This window comes from Massilia terrae (assembly GCF_024753145.1).
In the GTDB taxonomy this organism is placed as follows: domain Bacteria; phylum Pseudomonadota; class Gammaproteobacteria; order Burkholderiales; family Burkholderiaceae_D; genus Telluria; species Telluria terrae.
On sequence record NZ_JANUGU010000016.1, the window covers coordinates 1 to 23,885 of the forward strand.

At 66.2% G+C, this 23,885-nt stretch carries 17 protein-coding genes and 1 pseudogene; 13 read left to right on the plus strand and 5 right to left on the minus strand.

Annotated features, from left to right (window positions below):
- Positions 1–266: 266 nt before the first annotated feature.
- From NX778_RS24680 to NX778_RS24275, 3 genes and pseudogenes are all read left to right on the plus strand, one after another.
- Positions 267–2,231, plus strand: a pseudogene (locus NX778_RS24680) (S41 family peptidase); the annotation flags it as partial.
- A gap of 241 nt (positions 2,232–2,472) precedes the next feature.
- The gene (locus tag NX778_RS24270; protein ID WP_258814411.1) at positions 2,473–3,606 is read left to right on the plus strand and encodes a S41 family peptidase; all 1,134 of its coding nucleotides are present in this window, start codon (positions 2,473–2,475) and stop codon (positions 3,604–3,606) included.
- A 196-nt stretch (positions 3,607–3,802) separates the two neighbouring features.
- Positions 3,803–5,458, plus strand: coding sequence for a methyl-accepting chemotaxis protein (locus NX778_RS24275; protein WP_258814392.1), 1,656 nt, complete (start codon positions 3,803–3,805; stop codon positions 5,456–5,458).
- 139 nt (positions 5,459–5,597) lie between these two features.
- Here NX778_RS24275 and NX778_RS24280 read toward each other — a convergent pair whose 3' ends face one another.
- The 3 genes from NX778_RS24280 to prpR form a co-directional block, all read right to left on the minus strand.
- Positions 5,598–6,776 carry a trans-sulfuration enzyme family protein gene (locus NX778_RS24280; protein ID WP_258814393.1) on the minus strand — a complete coding sequence of 393 codons (1,179 nt, stop codon included), beginning with the start codon at positions 6,774–6,776 and terminating at the stop codon, positions 5,598–5,600.
- On the minus strand, positions 6,773–8,143 hold the full coding sequence (locus tag NX778_RS24285) for a pyridoxal-phosphate dependent enzyme (RefSeq protein ID WP_258814394.1): 1,371 nt from the start codon (positions 8,141–8,143) through the stop codon (positions 6,773–6,775). Before NX778_RS24285 ends, NX778_RS24280 begins: the two co-directional genes overlap by 4 nt.
- A gap of 96 nt (positions 8,144–8,239) precedes the next feature.
- Positions 8,240–9,850, minus strand: a complete 1,611-nt coding sequence (gene prpR / locus NX778_RS24290; RefSeq protein ID WP_258814395.1) for a propionate catabolism operon regulatory protein PrpR — start codon at positions 9,848–9,850, stop codon at positions 8,240–8,242.
- A gap of 206 nt (positions 9,851–10,056) precedes the next feature.
- Between prpR and prpB the strand changes: the two genes are divergently transcribed.
- The 7 genes from prpB to NX778_RS24325 all read left to right on the plus strand — a co-directional run bounded on the left by prpB (position 10,057) and on the right by NX778_RS24325 (position 19,945).
- Positions 10,057–10,947: a methylisocitrate lyase gene (prpB, locus tag NX778_RS24295; protein ID WP_258814396.1), complete on the plus strand. Its 891-nt coding sequence runs from the start codon at positions 10,057–10,059 to the stop codon at positions 10,945–10,947.
- Positions 10,948–10,961: 14 nt separating this feature from the next.
- Entirely contained in the window at positions 10,962–12,128 is a 1,167-nt protein-coding gene (gene prpC, locus NX778_RS24300) for a bifunctional 2-methylcitrate synthase/citrate synthase (protein ID WP_258814397.1), read from the plus strand.
- Entirely contained in the window at positions 12,128–12,655 is a 528-nt protein-coding gene (locus NX778_RS24305; protein ID WP_258814412.1) for a GNAT family N-acetyltransferase, read from the plus strand. Before prpC ends, NX778_RS24305 begins: the two co-directional genes overlap by 1 nt.
- Positions 12,648–15,248: a Fe/S-dependent 2-methylisocitrate dehydratase AcnD gene (gene acnD / locus NX778_RS24310; RefSeq protein WP_258814398.1), complete on the plus strand. Its 2,601-nt coding sequence runs from the start codon at positions 12,648–12,650 to the stop codon at positions 15,246–15,248. The genes NX778_RS24305 and acnD overlap by 8 nt, the downstream gene beginning before the upstream one ends.
- A gap of 62 nt (positions 15,249–15,310) precedes the next feature.
- The gene (gene prpF, locus NX778_RS24315) at positions 15,311–16,501 is read left to right on the plus strand and encodes a 2-methylaconitate cis-trans isomerase PrpF (RefSeq protein WP_258814399.1); all 1,191 of its coding nucleotides are present in this window, start codon (positions 15,311–15,313) and stop codon (positions 16,499–16,501) included.
- Positions 16,502–16,561: 60 nt separating this feature from the next.
- On the plus strand, positions 16,562–18,010 hold the full coding sequence (locus NX778_RS24320; RefSeq protein ID WP_258814400.1) for a bifunctional 2-methylcitrate dehydratase/aconitate hydratase: 1,449 nt from the start codon (positions 16,562–16,564) through the stop codon (positions 18,008–18,010).
- A 114-nt stretch (positions 18,011–18,124) separates the two neighbouring features.
- A complete protein-coding gene (locus NX778_RS24325) occupies positions 18,125–19,945 on the plus strand; it encodes a sensor domain-containing protein (RefSeq protein ID WP_307728177.1) in 1,821 nt (606 codons plus the stop codon).
- 108 nt (positions 19,946–20,053) lie between these two features.
- On the opposite strand, the gene xth is transcribed toward NX778_RS24325, so the two are convergent.
- Positions 20,054–20,818, minus strand: a complete 765-nt coding sequence (gene xth, locus NX778_RS24330) for an exodeoxyribonuclease III (RefSeq protein ID WP_258814401.1) — start codon at positions 20,816–20,818, stop codon at positions 20,054–20,056.
- Between the two features lie 314 nt (positions 20,819–21,132).
- Between xth and NX778_RS24335 the strand changes: the two genes are divergently transcribed.
- The 3 genes from NX778_RS24335 (at position 21,133) to NX778_RS24345 (ending at position 22,205) form a co-directional block, all read left to right on the plus strand.
- On the plus strand, positions 21,133–21,486 hold the full coding sequence (locus NX778_RS24335; protein ID WP_258814402.1) for a phiTE_015 family protein: 354 nt from the start codon (positions 21,133–21,135) through the stop codon (positions 21,484–21,486).
- Entirely contained in the window at positions 21,486–21,689 is a 204-nt protein-coding gene (locus tag NX778_RS24340) for a DUF1653 domain-containing protein (RefSeq protein ID WP_258814403.1), read from the plus strand. Before NX778_RS24335 ends, NX778_RS24340 begins: the two co-directional genes overlap by 1 nt.
- A gap of 63 nt (positions 21,690–21,752) precedes the next feature.
- On the plus strand, positions 21,753–22,205 hold the full coding sequence (locus NX778_RS24345; RefSeq protein ID WP_258814404.1) for a hypothetical protein: 453 nt from the start codon (positions 21,753–21,755) through the stop codon (positions 22,203–22,205).
- 135 nt (positions 22,206–22,340) lie between these two features.
- Here the strand turns inward: NX778_RS24345 and NX778_RS24350 are convergent, their stop codons facing one another.
- Positions 22,341–23,834 carry a leucyl aminopeptidase gene (locus NX778_RS24350; protein ID WP_258814405.1) on the minus strand — a complete coding sequence of 498 codons (1,494 nt, stop codon included), beginning with the start codon at positions 23,832–23,834 and terminating at the stop codon, positions 22,341–22,343.
- Positions 23,835–23,885: the final 51 nt, after the last annotated feature.

Genomic DNA, 23,885 nt, shown 5'->3' on the forward strand with positions numbered 1-23,885 from the left:
CGCCTCGTGCGCGGTTTTTTTTCGCACTGCCAGCGTAAGAGATACCGTCGTCCCCGCGCAGGCGGGGACCCATAAACCGCTTGCGCGTCGAAACTTGAAACGCAGCCGACCAGCCAGCTCAGCATGGATCCCCGCCTGCGCGGGGACGACGTTTCGACGATTGCGGTAACAGCTGCACTGCATCCAGACATATGCATGAACTTTCCCCCCTCCGCCTCAGTGCCCTGTGGCAAACTCCCCCCTTTGCAACTATTTCCGCAGCGAAAATGAAATTGCATCAGACCGTTCTCGCCCTGGCCGCCGCCTTCGCTGCCGCCCACGCCTCTGCCGCCGACCCCTACTTCCGCTTCCCCGCCATCCGCGGCGACACCGTGGTGTTCACCGCCGAGGGCGACCTCTGGCGCACCTCGGTCGCCGGCGGCAAGGCCCAACGCCTGACCACCCACCCGGCCGCCGAAACCAACGCCGCGCTCTCCTTCGACGGCAAGCTGGTCGCCTTCACCGCCGCGTATGAGGGCGCGCAGGAAGCCTACGTGATGCCGCTCGACGGCGGCCTGCCCAAGCGCCTGACCTTCGAGAACGGCAATGTGCTGGTGCTGGGCTGGACCCCGCAGGGCGAAGTCCTGGTCAGCACCGAAAATACCACCGGACCCGCGCGCCACCGCGTGATCGCCGCGATCGACCCGCAAAACATGGCGCGCCGCGTGCTGCCGCTGGCCGACGCCAACGACGCCGTGCTCGACGACGCCGGCCGCACCGTCTACTTCACGCGCATGGGCCTCGCCATGACCGGCGACCACGTGAAGAACTACCGCGGCGGCGCCCACGCCCAGCTGTGGCGTTTCGAGCTGAGCGCCAAGCGCGAAGCCGAACTGCTGTTCGCGAACGACGCCGGCAACAACAGCCGCCCGATGTGGTGGAAGGGCCGCCTCTACTTCATCAGCGACGCCTCCGGCAGCGACAACCTGTGGTCGTCCAACCCGGACGGCGGCGACCGCAAACAGCTCACCCAGCACAAGGACTGGGACGTGCGCAGCGCGGCGCTCGGCGACGGACGCATCGTCTACCAGCTCGGCGCAGACCTGCACGTGCTCGACATCGCCGCCGGCGGCGACCGCCTGCTCAAGGCCAGCCTGGTGTCCGACTTCGACCAGCAGCGCACGCGCCTGATCCGCTCGCCGCTGGACGCGCTCACCGACATCGAGATCGCCAACAAGACGGAGCGCATCGTGCTCACCGCGCGCGGCCACGTCACGGTCGCCGGCCTGCACAGCCAGCGCCGCGTCGAGATCGCGGTGCCGGAAGGCGCCCGCGCCCGCGGCGCCGTGTTCAGCCACGACGACAAAACCATCTACGCCATCGTCGACAGCAGCGGCGAGAACGAGATCTGGCGCTACGCCGCCGACGGTTCCGGCCACGGCGAGCAGCTCACCCGCGACGGCGCCGGCAACCACCGCTGGGCGCTGTACCCGTCCCCGGACGGCAAATGGATCGCCCACACCGACAAGCACGGCCGCACCTGGCTGCTCGAACTCGCGAGCGGCAAGAACGTCGTGATCGACGATGCCGGCAAGGTCGGCCTCGAACGCTCCGACCAGGTAGTGTGGTCGCCGGACAGCCGCAACGTCGCCTTCGTCCGCGCCGGCAGCGCCGAGCAGCGCAACCAGATCGGCATGTACAACCTCGACACCCGCGACCTGGCCTTCGTCACCACCGACCGCTACACCGCCAGCTCGCCGGCCTTCTCGCCGGACGGGAAGTGGCTGTACTTCCTGTCGGCGCGCCACTTCAACGTCGGTAACGGTTCGGTCTGGGCCGACCGCGATATGGGCCCGGTATTCGACAAGCGCGTCGGCGTGTTCGCGCTGGCGCTGCAGTCCGGCTCGCGCTTCCCGTTCAAGCCGGACGACGAACTGTCCAAGCCGGAAGAGAAGCCGGCCGCCGACAGCAAATCGTCCGACACCGTCGCGGTCGCCGAGAAGGTAGTGGCGGCCGCGATGGCCGACGCCAAGGCCGCGCCCAAGGCGGAAGAGAAGAAGCCGAAGCTGCCGCCGGTGGAGTACGCGGGCCTGCGCGAGCGCCTGTACGAAGTGCCGCTCGCACCGGGCAACTACAGCGCGGTGGCGGTCGACGACAAGCGCCTCTACCTGCTCGAAAGCGACGGCCGCCGCCAGGGCACGTTGAAGACGCTGGCGATCAGCCGCACCGCGCCGCAGCCGGAAGTGTTCGTCGCGAACGTGCGCGACTTCGGTCTCACCGACGACCGCAAGCACGTGTTCTACCGCACCGCCTCCACCACCGGCCCGGGCGAGATGCTGTTCGTCGACGCCGGCGCCAAGGCGCCGACGGATTTGACCAAGGCCCGCGTCAAGGTCGACGACTGGACCATCGTGTCCAATCCGCGCCTGGAGTGGAAGCAGATGTTCAACGACGCCCTGGCGCATGCACCGCGACTACCTGTACGACAACAAGATGCGCGGCATCGACTGGAACGCGGTCAAGGCGCGCTACGCGCCGCTGGTCGATCGCGTCACGGACCGCGCGGAGCTGGACGACGTGCTGGGCATGATGATCGGCGAAGTCGGCGCGCTGCACTCGCAGGTGCGCCCGGGCGATATCCGCCGTCCGCCGTTCGAAGGCGCGCCCGCGGGACTGGGCGCCGTGCTGACCCGCGTCGCCGACGGCTACCGCGTCGACCGCATCTACCGCAGCGAGCCGGAACTGCCGGAAGAGCGCGGCCCGCTGGCGGCGCCGGACGTGAACGTGAAGGAGGGCGACATCATCGCCTCCGTCAACGGCCACGCGCTGACCGAGGTGCGCGACATCGCCGACGAGCTGCTCAACCAGGCCGGCCGCCAGACCCTGCTGACAGTGAAGCACCCGGGCGGCACGCCGCGCAAGGTGATCGTCACGCCGGTGCCGATGGTGCGCCAGTCCTCGCTGCGCTACGCCGACTGGGAGCAGAGCCGCGCAGCCGCGGTGGACGAAGCCTCGGGCGGCAAGATCGGCTACCTGCACCTGCGCGCGATGGGGCCGACCGATATCGACTCCTTCGCGCGCAACTTCTACGCCAACATCAACAAGGACGGCCTGATCATCGACGTCCGCCGCAACAACGGCGGCAACATCGACAGCTGGATCGTCGAGAAGCTGCTGCGCAAGGCCTGGATGTTCTGGACCGCGAACGGCAGTCCGCCGCGGCCGAACATGCAGAACACCTTCCGCGGGCACCTGGTGGTGCTGATCGACCAGATGACCTACTCGGACGGCGAGACCTTCTCGGCCGGGATCAAGGCGCTGAAGCTGGCGCCGCTGGTGGGCAAGCGCACGGCCGGCGCTGGCGTGTGGCTTAGCGACGGCAACGGCCTGGCCGACAACGGCATGGCGCGCGTCGCGCAGAACGCGCAGTTCGCGACGGAGGACGGCAAGTGGCTGGTCGAGGGCGTCGGCGTCACACCGGACGTCGAGGTGGACAACCTGCCCAACGAGACCTTCAATGGGCGCGACCGCCAGCTTGAAACGGCGATTCAGATGCTGCAGAAGAAGTTGAAGGAGGAGCCGGTGGCGCACTACAAGGCGTCGGATATTCCGGCCATCAAGCGCTGATCTTCAGTTCAGCGTTGCAGGTCGCGCACGCAAAATGGGGTTCCCGCTTTCGGGAACCCCATTTTCGTTGATCAGCGATTACTGTGGCTTTTGGCCACCTCCCTTCGATTCACCCCGCATATCAAAACCCACCCTGTAATATCCCTGTCATATTAGTTGCCGATAATCAAGCGCATCCCGACTACGGAAAGTCACGATGCGCCTCCCCAAGCTCCAAGCCGGCACCGCTATCCTCGGCTCCTTCGCAATCCTCCTGTTCGTTATCGCCGTGATCTCGGGCGTTTCGATCTGGCGCATGCACAGCGCCAACGTGATCGCCTCGAACCTGGTCGACGACAAGCTCGCCAAGCAGCAGCTGACCTCCGACCTGCTGAACGCCGCGCAGCTCAACGGCTTGCTCGCTGTGTCGATCGCGCGTAGCGACAGCCTTGAACTGGGCGACTACTACCAGGCCCAGCTCAAGACCGGCGAGCAGCACGCGTCGAAGGCCGAAAGCGCGCTCGCCGCACTGTCGATGAATGACACTGAAAAGCGCCTGCTGAAGGCCGTCGCCGAACAGAAGGCGGTGCTCGCCGCGGCGCGCACCGAGATCTTCCAGGCCAAGGACATGGGCAAGACCATCGAGGTCGAGCAGCTCCTGTCCAGCAAGCTCGATCCCGCGCTGAAGCGCTTCAACGACGGCGTCGCTGCGCTGCAATCCTACGAGACCGAACAGGCGCGCGCGATGCGGGCCGAATCCGGGACCACCTTCGTCGCCAGCCAACTGCTGGTGGGCGTGCTCGGCGCCGCCGCGCTGGTGGCCGGCAGCCTGCTCGCCTGGTTCCTGACACGCCACATCGTGCTTCCGCTGGTGGCCGGCGTCGAGCTGGCCGAGCGTGTCGCCGGCGGCGATCTGCGCGCCTCGATCCGCCACAGCCGCGACGACGAAATCGGCCGCCTGTTCGACGCCCTGAACCGCATGACCGCCAGCATGGCCGCTACCGTGGCGCGTGTGCTGGACGGCGCGCGTGCGATCGACAGCGCCTCGGAGCAGATCGCTGAAGGCAACCATGACCTGTCCGGCCGCACCGAACACCAGGCCAGCGCGATCGAACAGACCGCCGCGTCGATGGAAGAACTGACCGCCACCGTGCACCAGAACAGCGAGAGCGCGAACGAAGCGAGCCGACTGGCCGCGTCGGCATCGTCGGTGGCGCAGGCAGGCGGCGAAGCGATGACCCAGATGGTCAGCAAGATGGGATCGATCCGCACCTCGGCGTCGCGCATCGTCGACATCATCGCGGTCATCGACGGCATCGCCTTCCAGACCAACATCCTTGCGCTGAATGCGGCCGTCGAGGCGGCGCGCGCCGGGGAGGAAGGGCGCGGCTTTGCGGTGGTGGCGGGCGAAGTGCGCTCGCTGGCGCAGCGTTCGGCATCGGCGGCGAAGGACATCAAGAAGCTGATCACGGATTCGGCCAGCGAGATCGAGCAGGGCACCGCGCTCGCCAACGAAGCTGGCACCACCATGCACGACATCGTGCGCGACGTGCAGAAGTTGAGCAGGATCCTCGGCGCGATCAACGTGGCCAGCGCGGAGCAGGCGTCCGGCATCGCGCAGATCGGTGAGGCGATCGCCAGCATGGATGATTCGACGCGGCAGAATGCGGCGCTGGTGGAGGAGGCGACCGCCGCGGCGGATGCGCTGCGTGAGCAGTCGTTGGAGCTGGCGGAACTGGTTGGCATCTTCAAGGTGGATGCGGCGCCTGCGCTTGAAGCCACGCGTGCAACGCGCCTGCCTGCGTCCCGAAAAGCGCTGCCGTCCCGCACGCGAAATGGGGTTACGGCCTACGCGGGAACGACGGTGGTTTAAAGCTCGAAGATTCGCGGCGCTGCGAGTTTACCTTTAAACTAAAGACGTCGTTCCCGGCACTGCCGGAAACGACGGTTCAAAGGTTGCGGGTTGTATTTAGCGCTGTCTCGGTTCAGCGCGTGCGCGAGCAACGAGTGGCTCAAACCGCCGCCAACGCCCGCCGCAGATCCTCGCGCTGGTCCTCGACGTGCTCGATGCCCACCGACAGCCGGATCAAGGTATCGCTAATCCCCAGCACCGCCCTCTGGTCCGCCGGAATGCTCGAATGCGTCATCAGCGCCGGATGCTCGATCAGGCTCTCGACCCCGCCCAGGCTCTCCGCCAGCGTGAACACTTCGCAGTGCTCGAGGAAGCGCCGCGCCCCCGCGAGATCCGATTCCAGCTCGATGGAGATAATGCCGCCGTAGCCATTCATCTGCCGTTGTGCGAGCGCATGCTGGGGATGCGATTCCAGCCCCGGATAAAACACCTTGCGCATCTTGGGTTCCCGTTCCAGCCAGTGCGCCAGCGCCAGCGCGTTCGCGCAGCTGCGCTCCACCCGAAGCGCCAGCGTCTTGATGCCCCGCAGGACGAGGAAGCTGTCGAACGGCCCCTGTATTGCGCCCACCGCGTTCTGGATGAAGCCCAGCCGCTCGCGCAAGCTCGCGTGCCGCTCCTCGGTGCCGACCACCGCCACGCCCCCGATCACATCCGAATGCCCGTTCATGTACTTGGTGGTGGAGTGCACGACGATGTCCATCCCCAACTCCAAAGGCCGCTGCACGATCGGGCTGGCGAAGGTGTTGTCGCACACCGCGAGAATGCCGCGCTCGCGGCAGATGCGCGCCACCTCGGCCAGGTCGGCCAGCTTGAGCATCGGGTTGGTCGGCGACTCGATCCACACCATGCGCGTGTCCGGCCGCAGTGCCTCCACCAGCGCACGCGGATCCGCAAGGTTGGCGTAGCTGAAGTCGTGCCCCGCGCTGGGCCGCAGCACACGTTCGAACAGGCGGTAGGTGCCGCCATACATGTCGTCGCCGGCCACGATGTGCGAGCCTGAAGGCAGCAGCGCCAGCACCGCCGAGATCGCCGCCAGCCCGGACGCGAATGCAAACCCCGCGCTGCCGCTTTCGAGATTGGCCACGCAGCGCTCCAGCGCCCAGCGCGTGGGATTGTGCGAGCGCCCGTAGTCCAGGCCCTTGTGCACGCCCGGGCTCGCCTGCGCATACGTCGAGGTGGCGTAAATGGGCGGCATCACTGCGCCGGTGGACGGGTCGGGTTCCTGCCCGCCGTGGATAACGCGGGTGGCGATGTCGAATTGCTTGCGTTCGTCGTTCACGATAGCGTCCTGCGTAGATGGTTGAGCAAATCGAAGCGCGTGATCAGGCCGTAGAAGCCGGCGTCATCGCAAATCACGGCGGTGAGCCCGCGATCGAGGATGCCACGCAGCTCCAGCATGCTGGCCGATGGCCGCAAGGTGCGCAGGTGCGCCGTCATCGTGCTGGCCACCGGCGCGCCGAAGCGCCCCGGTTCGCTGGTCACGTGCAGCAGCAGGTCGGATTCGTCGATCAGGCCCACCAGCTTGCCGCCGTCGATGACGGGCATCTGTGCCAGGTCCGCGCTGCGCATGCGGTTGAACGCGGTGAGCAGCGTGTCGGTCGGTGAGACCGTGATGACTTCGCCGGCGTCGTAGCGGCGCCCGATCAGGTCGCGCAGGTCGCCGGTGTGCGGGCGTTCGAGCAGCCCCTGGTCGACCATCCAGCCGTCGCTGTACACCTTGGTGAGATAGCGCGTACCGGTATCCACCACGAAGGTGGCCACCCGCTTGGGCACGCTCTGCGCGCGGCAGTATTTGAGCGCGGCCGCGAGCAGGGTGCCGGTCGACGAGCCGCCGAGGATGCCCTCGCTGCGCAGCAGGGCGCGCGCGGTCTGGAAGCTTTCCTCGTCGCTGATGGTGTAGGCCGTGTGCACATTCGACAGGTCGGCATTGTTGGGAATGAAGTCTTCGCCGATGCCTTCCACCGCCCACGATCCCGACACGTCCGACAGCCGCCCCGTCTTCACGTAGTCGGCGAGGATGGAGCCGCGCGGATCGGCCAGCACGAATTCGAGCTTGGGCTGGACCTGCTTGAAGTAGCGCGACAGCCCGGTCAGGGTGCCGCCCGAGCCGACGCCGACCACGATCGCGTCGAGATCGTGCCCGGCCTGTTCCCACAACTCAGGCCCGGTGGTGGTTTCGTGCGCCCTTGGGTTGGCCGGATTGTTGAACTGGTCGGCGAACCACGCGCCCGGGATCTCGCGCGCCAGCCGCGCCGCATAGTCCTGGTAATAGTCCGGATGGCCCTTGCCGACGTCCGAACGCGTGAGATGGATTTCGGCGCCCAGTGCCTTCAGGTGCAGCACTTTTTCAGCCGCCATTTTGTCCGGCACCACCAGCACCACCCGGTAGCCCTTGATGCGCGCGACCAGCGCGAGGCCGAGGCCTGTGTTGCCGGCGGTGGCTTCGACCACCACGCCGCCGGGCTTGAGCAGGCCGTCGGCCTCGGCCTGTTCGATCATGGCGCGGCCGATGCGGTCCTTGATGGAGCCGCCGGGGTTCTGCGATTCGAGCTTGAGGAAGAGCTGGCAGGGACCGGTGTCCATGCGCGTGACCTCGACCAGCGGCGTGTTGCCGATGAGGGAAAAGAGAGCTGCTTGCTTTTGCATACGGCCTCCAGATAACGGCATTGTATGCCGCGAACCAGAAGATTGTGCGCCGGGTACGCTGTACCGTATTGAGCTAAACGGTATGGATCGCGCGGCTCAGGCGCCGCTGCGCAGGCGCCGCCAGAAGGTCGTGCGGCTGATGCCGAGGTATTTGGCCGCGGCGTCGCGCTGGCCGCCGAAACGCGCCAGCACCTCGGCCGCTGTTTCCACCGGCGCCGGCGCGGCGGGTGAGGGCGCCGGCACGGCCAAGGACTCCTGCCGCGACAGCTCGGGCGCGATCGACAGCAGGAAGCTCGGCGTCAGCGCCTGCAGCGGCTCGGCCGCCAGGAACAGCGCCAGCCGTTCCATCAGGTTGCGCAGCTCGCGCACATTGCCCGGCCACGCATAGCGCTCCAGCAGCGGCACGCACGCGGCCAGCTCGGCATGCAGGTTGGGATGCGGGCGCGCGCCCAGCGCCGCCATCGCGTGCTTGAGCGACCATTCCGCCAGCCCTGCGATGTCTTCCACGCGCGCGCGCAGCGGCGGCAGCGCCAGCCGCAGCACGGCCAGGCGGTAGAACAGGTCGGCGCGGAAGCGTCCCTCGCGCACTCGCGCTTCGAGGTCGCAGTGGGTCGCGCTGATCACGCGCACGTCGATCGGCACCGGCCGCGTGCCTCCGACCCGCATCACCTCGCGCTCTTCCAGCACCCGCAGCAGCCGCGTTTGCAGCGCCAGCGGCATCTCGCCGATCTCGTCGAGGAACAGCGTGCCCTTGTTGGCGGCTTCGAACAGGCCTGCATGGCCGCCGCGCCGCGCGCCGGTGAAGGCGCCTTCCTCGTGCCCGAACAGCTCCGATTCCAGCAGCGATTCGGCGATCGCGCCGCAGTTCACCGCGACGAAGGGCCGGTTGGCGCCCAGGCTGCGCGGCGCCTCGCGGTGAATGGCCTGCGCCACCAGCTCCTTGCCGCTGCCGGTCTCGCCCTGGATCAGCACCGTGGCCGGCGAGCGCGCGTACAGCACCACCGATTGCCGCAGGCGCTCCATCGCCGCCGATTCACCACGCAGGTCGGCCAGGCCGCGGCGCGCGCGCAGTGTCTCGGGTACCTGCGTGCGATGGCGGCGCGAGGCTTCCAGCTGTGTCAGCCGGGCCATCTCCAGCGCATCCTCGAAGGCCTGGCGAATCGACGCGGCCGAATACAGGAACACGCCAGTCAGCCCCGCTTCCTCGGCCAGGTCGGTCACCAGACCGGCGCCGACGACGACATTGACGCCCGCCGCTTTCAATTCGCTGATGCTGGCGCGGGCATCCTCCTCGGTTGCGTAGATGCGCTGCTCGATCGACAGCCCGAACGTCGTCGCGAATTCGGCCAGTTGCGGCAGCTCCTGGTAGCTGATGACGGCGATGCGGTCCGACACCCGCCGCGCACGCGCCAGCGCTTGCATCACGTCGTAGCCGCTGGCCCGTGCCACCACCACCGGCGCCGACACGCGGCCCTTCAGGTAAGCCGCGTTCGAGCCGGCCGCGATCACGACGTCGCAGCGCTCGGTGGCCATCCGTTCGCGGATGTGGCGCGCCGCCTCGTCGAATCCGAGCGGGATCGGCTCGATGGTGGCCAGATGGTCGAACTCGAGCGTGATGTCGCGGAACAGATCCGACAGGCGCGACACCGACACCGTCCAGATGACCGGCTTGTCGGCGCTTTGCGCTGGAAAGGGCAGGGAACTCATGTTTCAAGTGTAGTTCATTTTTTCAATGCCGTGTTTCATTGAAACGCATGAAACACCAGGGCCACCCCGTAATGCTGAGTGATGGTTGTAAACTCGCCTGTAGTTCCATGAATATCAATGACTTGGCTCACTACCTCGACGCTGGCACGCCGATTGCATAAACATCCGCGTTTCGAACACAACGCGACACCTGAAAGGTAAACAATATGAGCATCCGTTCCGCCGGCGCCGCGTTCCGCCAGGCCGTCAAGGAAGAATCGCCGCTGCAGGTCGTCGGCGCCATCAATGCCAACCACGCCCTGCTGGCCAAGCGCGCCGGCTTCAAGGCCATCTACCTGTCCGGCGGCGGCGTCGCGGCCGGCTCGCTGGGCCTGCCGGACCTGGGTATCTCGAATCTCGACGACGTGCTGACCGACGTGCGCCGCATCACCGACGTGTGCGACCTGCCGTTGCTGGTCGACGTCGACACCGGCTTCGGCGCCTCGGCCTTCAACGTCGCGCGCACCGTGCGCTCGATGATCAAGTTCGGCGCCGCCGCCGTGCACATCGAAGACCAGGTCGGCGCCAAGCGCTGCGGCCACCGTCCGGGCAAGGAGATCGTCAGCAAGTCCGAGATGGTCGACCGCATCAAGGCCGCCGCCGATGCCCGCACCGACGAGAACTTCGTGATCATGGCGCGCACCGACGCGCTGGCCGTGGAAGGCCTGGACGCCGCCGTCGAGCGCGCGGTGGCCTGCGTTGAAGCCGGCGCCGACATGATCTTCCCGGAAGCGATCACCAGCCTGGAGATGTACGCGCAGTTCAAGAAAGCGGTGAAGGTGCCGATCCTGGCCAACATCACCGAGTTCGGCGCGACTCCGCTGTTCACCACCGACGAGCTGAAAGGCGCCGACGTGGACATCGTGCTGTACCCGCTGTCCGCCTTCCGCGCCATGAACAAGGCCGCCGAAAACGTGTACAACGCAATCCGCCGCGACGGCACCCAGCAGAATGTGGTCGACACCATGCAGACCCGCGCGGAACTGTACGACCGCATCGATTACCACAGCTACGAACAGAAGCTGGACGCGCTGTTCATGCAAGCCAAGGCTAAATAAAGGAGACACCCGAGATGAGCGACCAAACCACGACCGAGACCACCCCGACCTTCAAGCCGAAGAAGTCCGTCGCCCTGTCCGGCGTCGCCGCCGGTAACACCGCACTGTGCTCGGTTGGCCGTTCCGGCAACGACCTGCACTACCGCGGCTACGACATCCTCGACGTCGCCACCAACAGCGAGTTCGAAGAGATCGCCTACCTGCTGGTGCACGGCAAGCTGCCGAACGTCGCGGAGCTGAAGGGCTACAAGGCCAAGCTGAAGGCGCTGCGTGGCCTGCCGCAGTCTGTCAAGAGCGCGCTGGAAGCGCTGCCGGCATCGAGCCATCCGATGGACGTGATGCGCACCGGCTGCTCGGTCCTCGGCTGCACGCTGCCCGAAAAGGACGACCATAACATCGCCGGCGCGCGCGACATCGCCGATCGCCTGATGGCCTCCTTCGGTTCGATGCTGCTGTACTGGTACCACTTCAGCCACAACGGCAAGCGCATCGACGTGGAGACCGACGACGATTCGATCGGCGGCCACTTCCTGCACCTGCTGCACGGCGTGAAGCCCTCGGATGAGTGGGTCAAGGCGATGCACACCTCGCTGATCCTGTACGCCGAACACGAGTTCAACGCATCGACCTTCACCGCGCGCGTGATCGCCGGCACCGGCTCGGACATCTACTCGGCCGTCACCGGCGCGATCGGCGCGCTGCGCGGTCCGAAGCACGGCGGCGCCAATGAAGTCGCGCTCGATATCCAGCAGCGCTACGAGAACCCGGACGAAGCGGAAGCCGACATCCGTACCCGCGTCGCCAACAAGGAAGTGGTGATCGGCTTCGGCCACCCGGTGTACACCATCTCCGACCCGCGCAACAAGGTCATCAAGGAAGTGGCGCGCTCGCTGTCGCAGCAGGCCGGCACCACCAAGATGTTCGACATCGCCGAGCGGCTCGAATCCGTGATGTGGGAAGTGAAGAAGATGTTCCCGAACCTGGACTGGTTCTCGGCCGTCTCGTACCACATGATGGGCGTGCCGACCGCGATGTTCACGCCGCTGTTCGTCATCTCGCGCACGTCCGGCTGGTCGGCCCACGTCGTCGAACAGCGCATCGACAACAAGATCATCCGCCCGAGCGCCAATTACGTCGGCCCGGAAGACCTGAAGTTCGTGCCGCTGGCCGAGCGCAAGTGATGGAAGCCGCCGGGCAAATCGTGGTGCGCCCGCTCGGCGCATCCGACGTGCATCAGTACCGCGGCCTCCGGCTGGCGAGCCTGCGCGACTTCCAGTTCTGCCATGGGCCGGCCTACGAGGACGCGCAGCAGCAGTCGATGGAGTGGCACGCGGAGCGCATCACGAAGCCCGGCGATCACTGGTTTGGCGCTTTCGACGGCGACCAACTGCTCGGCACGATCGCGCTGCGCACGCAAGAGGGCAGCCGCTTGCGCCACTCGGCCAGCCTGAACAGCCTGATCGTGGACGGAAGCCTGCAGTCACGCGGCGTCGGCCGCATGCTGGTCGCGCACCTGATCGACTTTGCCCGCTCGCTCGGCTTCATTCGCCAGATCACGCTCGCGTACACCGAAGGGAATACGCGCGCAGAGCGGCTGTACGAAGCGTTTGGCTTTGCGCCGTTCGGCCTCGAGCCTGACGCGCTGTTCCACGAAGGCCGCTACTACGGCAAGCAGCACCGACAACTCATTTTGAATCCCCATGAATAGCTCCTACCTCAAACCCCTGCACGGCACCAACCTGCATTATTTCGATGCGCGCGAAGCCGTGAACGAGATCCAGCCCGGCGCCTGGGATACGCTGCCCTACACCTCGCGCGTGCTGGCCGAGAACCTGGTGCGCCGCTGCGAGCCGCAGGCGCTGGTGGCCTCGCTCAAGCAGATCATCGAACGCAAGCGCGAGCTGGACTTCCCCTGGTTCCCTGCGCGCGTGGTGTGCCACGACATTCTCGGCCAGACCGCGCTGGTGGACCTGGCCGGCCTGCGCGACGCCATTGCGCAGGAAGGTGGCAACCCGGCGCTGGTCAACCCGGTGGTGCCGACCCAGCTGGTGGTGGACCACTCGCTGGCGGTCGAATGCGGCGGCTTCGATCCGGACGCCTTCGCCAAGAACCGCGCGATCGAGGATCGCCGCAACGAAGACCGCTTCGACTTCATCGACTGGACCAAGAAGGCATTCAAGAACGTCGACGTGATCCCGCCGGGAAACGGCATCCTGCACCAGATTAACCTGGAGCGCATGAGCCCCGTGATCCAGGTGAAGGACGGCGTCGCGTTTCCGGACACGCTGGTCGGCACCGACTCGCACACGCCGATGGTCGACGCGCTGGGCGTGATCGCGATCGGCGTCGGTGGCCTGGAAGCGGAGAGCGTGATGCTTGGCCGCGCATCGTACATGCGCCTGCCGGACATCGTCGGCGTCGAGCTGACCGGCAAGCCGCAGCCTGGCATCACCGCCACCGACGTGGTGCTGGCGCTGACCGAATTCCTGCGCAAGGAAAAGGTGGTCTCGGCTTACCTTGAGTTCTACGGCGAGGGCGCGTCCGCGCTGACGCTGGGCGACCGCGCCACCATCTCCAACATGGCGCCGGAATTCGGCGCTACCGCCGCGATGTTCGCCATCGACGAGCAAACCATCAAGTACCTGAAGCTGACCGGCCGCGACGACGAGCTGGTGGCGCTGGTCGAGACCTATGCCAAACAGACCGGCCTGTGGGCCGACACGCTGACAGAGGCCGAGTACGAGCGCGTGCTGAAGTTCGACCTGTCGACCGTGGTGCGCAATATCGCCGGCCCGTCCAACCCGCACAAGCGCGTGCCGACCAGCGAGCTGGCCGCGCGCGGCATCGCCAACGGCAACGTGGCGCACGCACCCGGCCAGATGCCGGATGGCGCCGTGATCATCGCCGCCATCACCAGCTGCACCAACACCAACAACCCGCGCAATATGATCGCGGCCGGCCTGCTGGCGCGGAACGCCAACCAGCGCGGACTGCAGCGCAAGCCCTGGGTCAAGAGCTCGCTGGCGCCGGGATCGAAGGCCGTCGCGCTCTACCTCGAGGAAGCGGGCCTGATGCCGGAGCTGGAGCAGCTCGGCTTTGGCGTGGTCGCTTTCGCCTGCACCACCTGCAACGGCATGAGCGGCGCGCTCGATCCCAAGCTGCAGCAGGAGATCATCGAGCGCGACCTGTACGCGACCGCTGTCCTGTCGGGCAACCGCAACTTCGATGGCCGCATCCACCCCTATGCCAAGCAGGCCTTCCTGGCCTCGCCGCCGCTGGTCATCGCCTACGCGATCGCGGGCACGGTGCGCTTCGATATCGAGAAGGACGTGCTGGGCACGGACGCCGATGGCAAGCCGGTGACGCTGTCCGACCTGTGGCCAAGCGACGAGGAAATCGACGCCGTCATCGCGCGGAGCGTGAAGCCGGAGCAGTTCCGCAAGGTGTACACGCCGATGTTCGCGCGTACCGAGGCGGCCGAGGAGCAGGTCGATCCGCTGTACGACTGGCGCCCGATGAGCACCTACATCCGTCGCCCGCCTTACTGGGAAGGCGCGCTCGCCGGCGAGCGCACGCTCAAGGGCATGCGTCCGCTGGCGGTCCTCGGCGATAACATCACCACCGACCACCTGTCGCCGTCGAACGCGATCATGCTGGACAGCGCGGCCGGCGAATACCTGGCGAAGATGGGCCTGCCGGAAGAGGACTTCAACTCCTACGCGACCCACCGCGGCGACCACCTGACCGCGCAGCGCGCGACCTTCGCCAACCCGACCCTCATCAACGAGATGGTGGTGGTGGACGGGCAGGTGAAGAAAGGCTCGCTGGCGCGCGTCGAGCCGGAAGGGAAGGTCACGCGCATGTGGGAAGCGATCGAGACCTATATGGAGCGCAAGCAGCCGCTGATCATCGTGGCGGGTGCGGACTACGGCCAGGGCTCGTCACGCGACTGGGCGGCAAAGGGCGTGCGGCTGGCGGGCGTGGAGGCGATCGTGGCCGAAGGCTTCGAGCGTATCCACCGCACCAACCTGGTCGGCATGGGTGTGCTGCCGCTGGAATTCAAGCCGGGCACCAACCGGCTCACGCTGGGCATCGACGGCACCGAGACCTATGACGTGATCGGCGCACGCACGCCGCGCGCGACGCTGACCCTGGTCATCCATCGTAAGAATGGGGAGACGGTCGAGGTGCCGGTGACCTGCCGCCTCGATACGGCGGAAGAGGTGTCGATCTACGAAGCCGGCGGCGTGCTGCAGCGCTTTGCGCAGGATTTCCTGGCGTCGTCGAAGGTCGCCGCTTAACCATTAACGCATGAACCGTCGTCCCCGCCCGCGCGGGGACGACGGTTCTGGAGAAAAGAGAGATGGCCAACGCCCCCCAAATCAAAATCCCCGCCACCTACATGCGAGGTGGCACCAGCAAGGGCGTCTTCTTCCGCCTGCAGGACCTCCCCGAGCGCGCGCGCGTGCCCGGCGCCGCGCGCGATGCCCTGCTGATGCGCGTGATCGGCAGCCCCGACCCCTACGCCAAGCAGATCGACGGCATGGGCGGCGCCACCTCGAGCACCAGCAAGACCGTGATCGTGTCGAAAAGCGAGCGCACCGGTCACGACGTCGACTACCTGTTCGGCCAGGTCGCCATCGACACCGCCTTCGTCGACTGGAGCGGCAATTGCGGCAACCTGTCCGCCGCGGTGGGCCCCTTCGCCATCGCCAGCGGCCTGGTCGACCCTGCCCGCGTGCCGCGCGACGGCGTTGCCGTGGTGCGCATCTGGCAGGCCAATATCAACAAGACCATCATCGCCCACGTCCCCATCACCAACGGCGAGGTGCAGGAAACCGGCGACTTCGAACTCGACGGCGTGACTTTCCCGGCCGCCGAAGTGCAGCTGGAATTCCTCGATCCCGCCGCCGAGGAGGAAGGATCGGGCGGTTCGATGTTCCCGACCGGTCGGCTGGTCGACGATCTTGAAGTGCCCGGTATCGGTACGCTCAAGGCCACCATGATCAACGCCGGCATCCCGACCATTTTCGTGAACGCGGACGCGATCGGTTACATGGGCACCGAGCTGCAGGATGCGATCAACGGCGACCCTCGCGCGCTGGCGATGTTCGAGACCATCCGCATCCACGGCGCAGTGCGCATGGGCCTGATCAAGAGCGTCGACGATCCGGCGCTGCGCCAGCACACGCCCAAGATCGCCTTCGTGGCCAAGCCACAGGACTACACGGCATCCAGCGGCAAGCAGGTGAAGGCCGGCGACGTCGACCTGCTGGTGCGCGCCATGTCGATGGGTAAGCTGCACCACGCGATGATGGGCACCGCGGCGGTGGCGATCGGCACCGCGGCCGCCATCCCGGGCACGCTGGTAAACCTGGCGGCGGGCGGCGGCGAGCGCAATGCGGTACGATTCGGTCATCCTTCCGGCACCCTGCGCGTGGGCGCCGAAGCGCGGCTGGTCGATGGCGACTGGAGCGTCACCAAGGCCATCATGAGCCGCAGCGCGCGCGTGCTGATGGAAGGTTGGGTGCGCGTCCCCGGCGACGCCTTCTAAGCCAGCGGAGGGCAGGGCGCGCCGCCCATTGTTCAACGCCACCTTTTCAGGAGGCCCGCCATGCCCGAAGCAGCCAACGTCGGCCAGCCCTACGACCAGGTCATTGCCGACATCGTCGATTATGTGCTCGGCTACGAGATCAGCTCGGAGCTGGCCTACGACACCGCGCGCCTCTGCCTCGCCGACACGCTCGGCTGCGGGCTGGAGGCGCTCGGCTACCCCGCCTGCACCAAGCTGCTCGGTCCCGTCGTGCATGGGACCATCGTCCCGCACGGCGCGCGCGTGCCAGGCACCCAGTTCCAGCTCGATCCGGTGCAGGCGGCCTTTAATATTGGCGCCATGATCCGCTGGCTGGACTTCAACGACACCTGGCTGGCGGCCGAGTGGGGGCATCCCTCCGATAACCTGGGCGGCATCCTCGCCACCGCCGACTGGCTGTCGCGGCGCGCGCTCGCGCAGGGCAAACCGCCCCTGACCATGCGCGCGGTGCTCACCGCGATGATCAAGGCGCACGAGATCCAGGGCTGCATCGCGCTCGAAAACTCCTTCAACAAGGTCGGGCTGGACCACGTGGTGCTGGTCAAGGTCGCCACCTGCGCGGTGGTGGCGCAGCTGCTCGGTCTTTCGCGCGGCGAGATGCTGGCGGCGGTCTCGCTGGCCTGGGTCGACGGCCAGGCGCTGCGCACCTATCGCCATGCGCCCAACACCGGCTCGCGCAAGTCGTGGGCGGCGGGAGACGCCACCAGCCGCGGCGTGCGGCTGGCGCTCATCGCCGCGACCGGCGAGATGGGTTATCCAACCGCGCTGACCGCGAAAACCTGGGGCTTCTACGACGTGCTGTTCAAGGGCCAGCCTTTTCGCTTCCAGCGTGAATACGGCTCCTACGTGATGGAGAACCTGCTCTTCAAGATTTCGTATCCCGCCGAGTTTCACGCGCAGACCGCGGTGGAGGCGGCGATGACCATCTACGCCGCGATGGCGGAGGCGGGCAAGACAAGCGACGACATCGCGCGCGTCACCATCCGTACCCACGAAGCATGCATGCGCATCATCGACAAGCAGGGACCGCTCGATAATCCGGCCGACCGCGACCACTGCATCCAGTACATGGTGGCGCTGCCGCTGATCCACGGCCGCCTGACCGCCGCCGACTACGAGGACGAGATTGCGGCGGATCCGCGTATTGACGCGCTGCGCGCGAAGATCCACTGCGTCCACGACCCGGCCTTCACCGCCGCCTACCACGACCCGGCGCGGCGCGCGATCCCGAACGGGCTCACGGTGGAATTCGCCGATGGCAGCCGCTTCGACCAAGTGCTGGTGGAGTACCCGATCGGCCATGCGCGGCGGCGCGCGGAGGGCATCCCGCTGCTGCTGGCGAAGTTCCGCGCCAACCTCGCGCGCCGCTTCCCGCCGCGCCAGCAGGACGCCATCCTTGCTGCATCGCTGGACCCGCACGTGCTGGATGTAATGACAGTCAGCGACTACGTCGACCTGTACGTAATCTGATACACGCCGCGATCTTTTTTTGGCAGGGGCTTGCCAGAACCCGGCCGATTACGTTTATGATCCTGCTAACACAGCGGCCCGACCGGGAGCCCGCGAGAACAACAACGAGAGAGCATGGATCGAGTAACGACCACACCGCCCATCGCGGACGAGTCGCTGGCGCTCCTGGAATACGAGACCATTTTTGACAGTGCGCCGGTCGGCATCGTATTCACGCAAATGGGTACGCTCAAGCGTTGCAACCCACGCATGGCGCAGATGTTCGGCTATCCTCCGGCTGAACTGGCGGGCCGCGAGGCCAGCCTGCTGTTCAGCAGCGACGAGGATTACGAGGCATTGCGCGCAGAGTTCCAGCGCGTGATCGCGTCAGGCCAGCTGTTCGAGGTGCAGGCGCAACCCCTGCGCCGCCGCGACGGCTCCACCTTCGTCGGACGGATCCGCGCGCGCGCCGTGAGCGCGGACCGGCGCGATGCCGGCACCGTCTGGATGGTCGAAGATGTGACCGCGCGGCGCGATGCGGCGGAAGCGGTGGCGCGCGCGCGCGACGAGCTGGAGCTGCGCGTGCTCGAACGCACCGCCGAACTGGCCGGCGCCAACGCGCTGCTGCAGGCCGAAATCGTCGAGCGGCGCCAGGCCGAGGCGCGCGTGCACCACATGGCATACCACGACAGCCTGACCGGCCTGCCCAACCGCGCGCTGCTGGCCGACCGCCTCGAACGCGCGATGCTGGCCAGCCAGCGCGGCGGCCGCAGCCTGGCGGTGATGTTCATCGACCTGGACCGATTCAAGACCATCAACGATTCGCTCGGCCACCTCACGGGCGACCACCTGCTCAAGGAAGTGGCGAGCCGCCTGTGCCGGGCGGTGCGCGCCAGCGACACCGTGGCGCGCCTCGGCGGCGACGAGTTCGTGGTGCTGGTGCCGGGCGTGGACGGCGCCCCGGACTGCAGCCAGATCGCGCAAAAGATCATCGAGGTACTGGGCGAACCATTCCCGTTCGAGGGCAGGGTGCTGCACATCACGCCGTCGATCGGCATCTGCCTGTACCCGGACCACGGGCAGGACGTCGAGACCCTGATGCGCAACGCGGACGCCGCGATGTACCATGCCAAGGCGGCCGGACGTAATACCTGGCAGTTCTTCGCCAAGCGCATGAACCAGGCGGCGGAGCGCCATTTCGAGTTGGAGAGCAGCCTGCGCGTGGCGCTGGCGGCGGACGAGTTCGAGGTGTTCTACCAGCCGATCGTGGATACCGATACGCGCCGGGTGCGCTCGCTGGAGGCGCTGCTGCGCTGGCGCCGTCCCGGCCACGGCCTGGTCGGGCCGGACGAGTTCATCCCCATCCTGGAGGAGAGCGGCATGATCCTCGCGGTTGGCGAATGGGTGCTGCGCAGCGCATGCGAACAGCTGATGGCGTGGCGGCGCGCCGGACTGGCCGTGGTGCCGGTGGCGGTGAACCTGTCGGGGCGCCAGTTCACCCAGCGCGGCCTGGCCGACTCGATCAGGCGCATCCTGGACGAGAGCGGGATGCCGCCGGCGCTGCTGGACCTGGAGATCACCGAAACCACGCTGATGCAGTCGGGCGGGCAGACCATCGAGCTGCTCGAACAGATCGACGCGATGGGCGTGGGGCTGTCGATCGACGACTTCGGCACCGGCTATTCAAGCCTGGCTTACCTGAAGCGCTTCCCGGTCCACAAGATGAAGGTCGACCGCGCCTTCGTGCGCGAGCTGGTGGCGAGCGCAGAGGACCGGGCGATCGTCGCGGCCGTGATGGCGCTGGCCAAGAGCCTGCAGCTGGACGTGGTGGCCGAGGGCGTCGAGACCGAAGCCCAGCTGGCGCTGCTGCGCGAGCAGGGCTGCGAGCTGGCGCAGGGCTTCCTGTTCTCGCGGCCCTTGCCGGCGGAGGAGATCGCGCCGATGCTGGTTTGTTAGCTCCAAACCGTCGTCCCGGCGCAGGCCGGGCCCCATAGACCGCTTCCGAATTCGGAAACTCGGCATGGGCCCCAGACTTCGCCGGGGCCACGGTTTGCGAGGTAACGCTTAAGCCAGCGTCGCCACCACCGGCGCATGATCCGACGGCTGCTCCCACTTGCGCGGCACGCGGTCGATCGCGCAGGCGGTGCAGCGCCTGGCCAGTGCCGCCGACAGCAGGATGTGGTCAATACGCAGCCCGCAGTTGCGCCGGAACGCCAGCTGCCGGTAGTCCCACCAGCTGAACGACTTCTCGGCCTGCTCGAACAGCCGGAACGAGTCGCACAGCCCCAGTTCGCACAGCGCCTGCAGCGCCGCGCGCTCCGGATCCGAACACAGGACCTGCCCAGCCCACGCCACCGGATCGTGCACGTCGCGGTCATCCGGCGCGATGTTGTAGTCACCCAGCAGCGCGAACTGCGCGTGGCTGCGCATCTCTTCTTCCAGCCAGTCGCGCAGCGAAGCCAGCCACGCCAACTTGTACGCGTACTTGTCCGATTCAACGGTCTGCCCGTTCGGCACGTAAGCACAGACGATCCGCATGCCTTCGATGGTGGCGGCGATGATGCGCTGCTGTTCGTCGGCGAAGCGCGGATTGTTGCGCACGACGTCTGTGATCGGGTGGCGCGACAGGATGGCGACACCGTTGTACGTCTTCTGCCCGGTAAAGACGGCGTCGTATCCCGCCTCCTTGATTTCGGCGAGCGGGAACTTATCGTCAGTCAGCTTGGTCTCTTGTATGCAGAGCACGTCAACCGGGTTCTCTCCGAGCCATTGCAACACGTGCGGCAGGCGCACTTTCAGCGAGTTGACGTTCCAGGTGGCGATCTTCATATGTGGCAGCATAGTTTTGGACTGCCGCAGTATCGGTGCTGAATGGCGATCGCGCAACATTCGTAAACTCTCCTTGTCAAAATACATGATAAAATTATAATGGTAGTAATCAAAAAAACATGATTAATCGTTAACAATGAGGCAAACAAGTAGTTATTTTGGTCCAAATGTAGTCAAATGTAACAAGCGCGGGCAAACCGGCAACAAATCGCGTATCGTTACTTTCGAATAAAAAATCAATTGCAGTACGGCAATATTTGATGATAATATTGCCGTGAAGCAAAACTCCTGTGCCGGTTTAGTAAAGGAACGACATGCGAAACGCATTTGAAGCTTGGGCCCAGCGCGACGGTCATATCGTGCGCCGCCGCGAAGACAAGCCCGACGAATACCTCGTCTACGAAACCCAGCGCCGCTGGATGATCTGGCAAGCCGCGCTGGTCCATGGCGCGCAGGAAGCCAGCCTGCCCGCCAAGTTCACGGCCGAGCGCATCGCCAACATGCCGGCCGAGGAAGCGGCAATCCGCGAGCGCACGCTGAACGAAGTGCTGGACGCGATCAACACGCTGGACGACAGCGTCGGCCTGGCCGGCGCGCGCAAGCTGATCCTGAACCTGCGCACCCGTCACCGGGCGCTGGCCAGCGAGAAGATCGCCGAAAAAGCCTGATGCGGTTCAGGCATTACAAGGGCGGTGTGTACGAGTTCGTTTGCGAGGCCACCCTCGAAGCGGACCACACGCCCTTGATCATCTACCGTGCCGCCAATGGCACGGTGTGGGCGCGCCCCAAGGACGTTTTCTTCGAGCTGGTCGAGGTCGACGGCAAGCAGGTCCCGCGCTTTGCGCCGCTGGAAGGCGACGCTATTTCCTGACCACCCTCATGAATCCCGTGTATCCTGACGTTAATAGATCAGGGTGGTGATTCGGGTGATTACATGTCGCAAATAGGGAAGCTGGCAGCGCTCTTTGCGCTGGCCGCGCTGGGCGGGTGCGCCACACTGACGGAGGATTCGACCGACCAGATCGTCGAAGTCCACGTCGTGCAGAACAATCGCGAACTGACCGGGGTCGGCTGCGTGCTGTACAACGAACTCGGGCGCTGGTTCGTGATGGCGCCGGGCCGGGTGACGGTGGCGCGCTATGCCCGTCCGCTGGTGGTCGACTGCGCGCGCGATGGCATCGGCCGCGCGGTCGAGGTGGCGCAGTCGCGCTACGACGCGCATGACCTGATCGGTACCGTGCTGACGACGGGCGGCATCGGGTATGTGATGGATACCTATTCGGGGGCGGGGTTTGCGTATCCGCCGGTGCTGACCGTGGTGATTCCCAAGGTCGAGCAGCCGCGCGATCCGGCGACGGCGGAGGCGCCGGCGAACAGCGTTTTCTGATCGGCCAAGACAGCCATTAGTACAAAGATCGTCGTTCCCGCGAACGCGGGAACGACGTTCTTACTTCAGTTAGCGCCTCGAACAGTTCAAAGGTAGAAAAGGGCAGCCTCGGCTGCCCTTTTTGCGCTGATCCGCTTACACGCGGTTCATCAGGAAGGTCGTCAGCAGCGGCACCGGGCGGCCAGTGGCGCCTTTCTGCGCGCCGCTCTTCCATGCGGTGCCGGCGATGTCCAGGTGGGCCCAGGTGTACTTGCGGGTGAAGTTCTCCAGGAAGCAGGCCGCCGTGATCGACGCGCCGCCCGGGGTGCCGATATTGGCCAGGTCCGCGAAGTTGGACTTGAGCTGCTCGTTGTACTCTTCGCCGATCGGCAGGCGCCATGCGGTGTCGCCGGCTTGCTTGCCGGCGGCGACCAGTTCGTCGGCCAGCTTGTCGTGGGCGTCGTCGTGACGGGTGAACAGGCCCGACTTGTGGTTGCCCAGCGAGACGATGACGGCGCCGGTCAGCGTGGCGATGTCCACCACCGCAGCCGGCTTGAAGCGCTCGGCGTAGGTGAGGGCGTCGCACAGGATCAGGCGGCCTTCGGCGTCGGTGTTCAGGATTTCGATGGTGGTGCCGCTCATCGAGGTGACGATGTCGCCCGGCTTGGAAGCGCGGCCCGAGGGCATGTTCTCGCAGGCGGCGACGATGCCGACCACGTTCAGCTTCAGGCCCATTTCGCCGATCGCGCGGAAGGTGCCCAGCACCGAACCGGCGCCGCACATATCGTATTTCATCTCGTCCATGCCCGGACCCGGCTTCAGCGAGATGCCGCCGGTGTCGAAGGTGATGCCCTTGCCGACCAGGACCACCGGCGCCGCGCCTTTCTTGCCGCCGTTGTGCTTGAGGACGATGAACTTGGGCGCTTCGTCGCTGCCCTTGGCGACCGACAGCAGGCTGCCCATCTTCAGCGCTTCAAGCTGCTTGCGCTCCAGGACTTCGACGTCGAAGCCGAAATCGGCAGCCAGCTTCTTGGCCGTGTTGGCCAGGTAGGTCGGGGTGCAGACGTTGGGCGACAGGTTGCCCAGTTCCTTGGTCAGGTTCATGCCGTTGGCGATCGCGACCGCCTGCGCCAGCGCGGCCTTGGCCTGGGCCGCGGCGTCGGTGGCAATGGTGACCTTGCGCACGCCGGCCGGCGCCGGATCCTTCTTGCTCTTTTGCGTGTCGGTGCGGAACTCGGATTCGAAACCGGCCACCACGATGGCGCGCAGCGCCCAATTGATGTCGCGCTCTTTTACCGAAGCGAGGGGGAATGCGATAATGCCGTCGGCCGCGCCGAGCGAAGCGAAGGCTTTCATGGTCGCGGTCACTGCGCTGGTGAAAGTTTTCTCGCTCGCGGTTTCGTCCGCGCCCATGCCCACCAGCAGGACGCGCTGGGCGGCGCTGCCCGCGACGCCGCGCAGCAGCAGGGTCGAACCGGCTTTGCCGGAGATGTCGCCGGACTTCAGTGCCGCTGCGATGTCACCGTTTTGATCGAGGGCTTTCGCGGCCTGCGACAGTTTTTTGTTTTCGTACACCGCGACCGCGATCACGCCGGCTTTGGCCGTGGCCAGGGTGTTTTTTGCGTCGAATGCTTTTATGCTAAAGTCCATTTTTGGTTCTCCGATTGTGTTTTGTGACGCGACCGCCGCCTAATCTGCAAT

Excerpts from the sequence above, each read along its gene's own strand:
- NX778_RS24285 (WP_258814394.1), bottom strand. The coding sequence starts at position 8,143 with ATGCAAAAGCAAGCAGCTCTCTTTTCCCTCATCGGCAACACGCCGCTG.
- prpF (WP_258814399.1), top strand. The coding sequence starts at position 15,311 with ATGGCCAACGCCCCCCAAATCAAAATCCCCGCCACCTACATGCGAGGT.
- NX778_RS24345 (WP_258814404.1), top strand. The coding sequence starts at position 21,753 with ATGTCGCAAATAGGGAAGCTGGCAGCGCTCTTTGCGCTGGCCGCGCTG.
- NX778_RS24340 (WP_258814403.1), top strand. The coding sequence starts at position 21,486 with ATGCGGTTCAGGCATTACAAGGGCGGTGTGTACGAGTTCGTTTGCGAG.
- prpB (WP_258814396.1), top strand. The coding sequence starts at position 10,057 with ATGAGCATCCGTTCCGCCGGCGCCGCGTTCCGCCAGGCCGTCAAGGAA.
- xth (WP_258814401.1), bottom strand. The coding sequence starts at position 20,818 with ATGAAGATCGCCACCTGGAACGTCAACTCGCTGAAAGTGCGCCTGCCG.
- NX778_RS24275 (WP_258814392.1), top strand. The coding sequence starts at position 3,803 with ATGCGCCTCCCCAAGCTCCAAGCCGGCACCGCTATCCTCGGCTCCTTC.
- NX778_RS24320 (WP_258814400.1), top strand. The coding sequence starts at position 16,562 with ATGCCCGAAGCAGCCAACGTCGGCCAGCCCTACGACCAGGTCATTGCC.
- acnD (WP_258814398.1), top strand. The coding sequence starts at position 12,648 with ATGAATAGCTCCTACCTCAAACCCCTGCACGGCACCAACCTGCATTAT.
- NX778_RS24305 (WP_258814412.1), top strand. The coding sequence starts at position 12,128 with ATGGAAGCCGCCGGGCAAATCGTGGTGCGCCCGCTCGGCGCATCCGAC.
- NX778_RS24325 (WP_307728177.1), top strand. The coding sequence starts at position 18,125 with ATGGATCGAGTAACGACCACACCGCCCATCGCGGACGAGTCGCTGGCG.
- NX778_RS24350 (WP_258814405.1), bottom strand. The coding sequence starts at position 23,834 with ATGGACTTTAGCATAAAAGCATTCGACGCAAAAAACACCCTGGCCACG.
- prpC (WP_258814397.1), top strand. The coding sequence starts at position 10,962 with ATGAGCGACCAAACCACGACCGAGACCACCCCGACCTTCAAGCCGAAG.
- prpR (WP_258814395.1), bottom strand. The coding sequence starts at position 9,850 with ATGAGTTCCCTGCCCTTTCCAGCGCAAAGCGCCGACAAGCCGGTCATC.
- NX778_RS24335 (WP_258814402.1), top strand. The coding sequence starts at position 21,133 with ATGCGAAACGCATTTGAAGCTTGGGCCCAGCGCGACGGTCATATCGTG.
- NX778_RS24270 (WP_258814411.1), top strand. The coding sequence starts at position 2,473 with ATGCGCGGCATCGACTGGAACGCGGTCAAGGCGCGCTACGCGCCGCTG.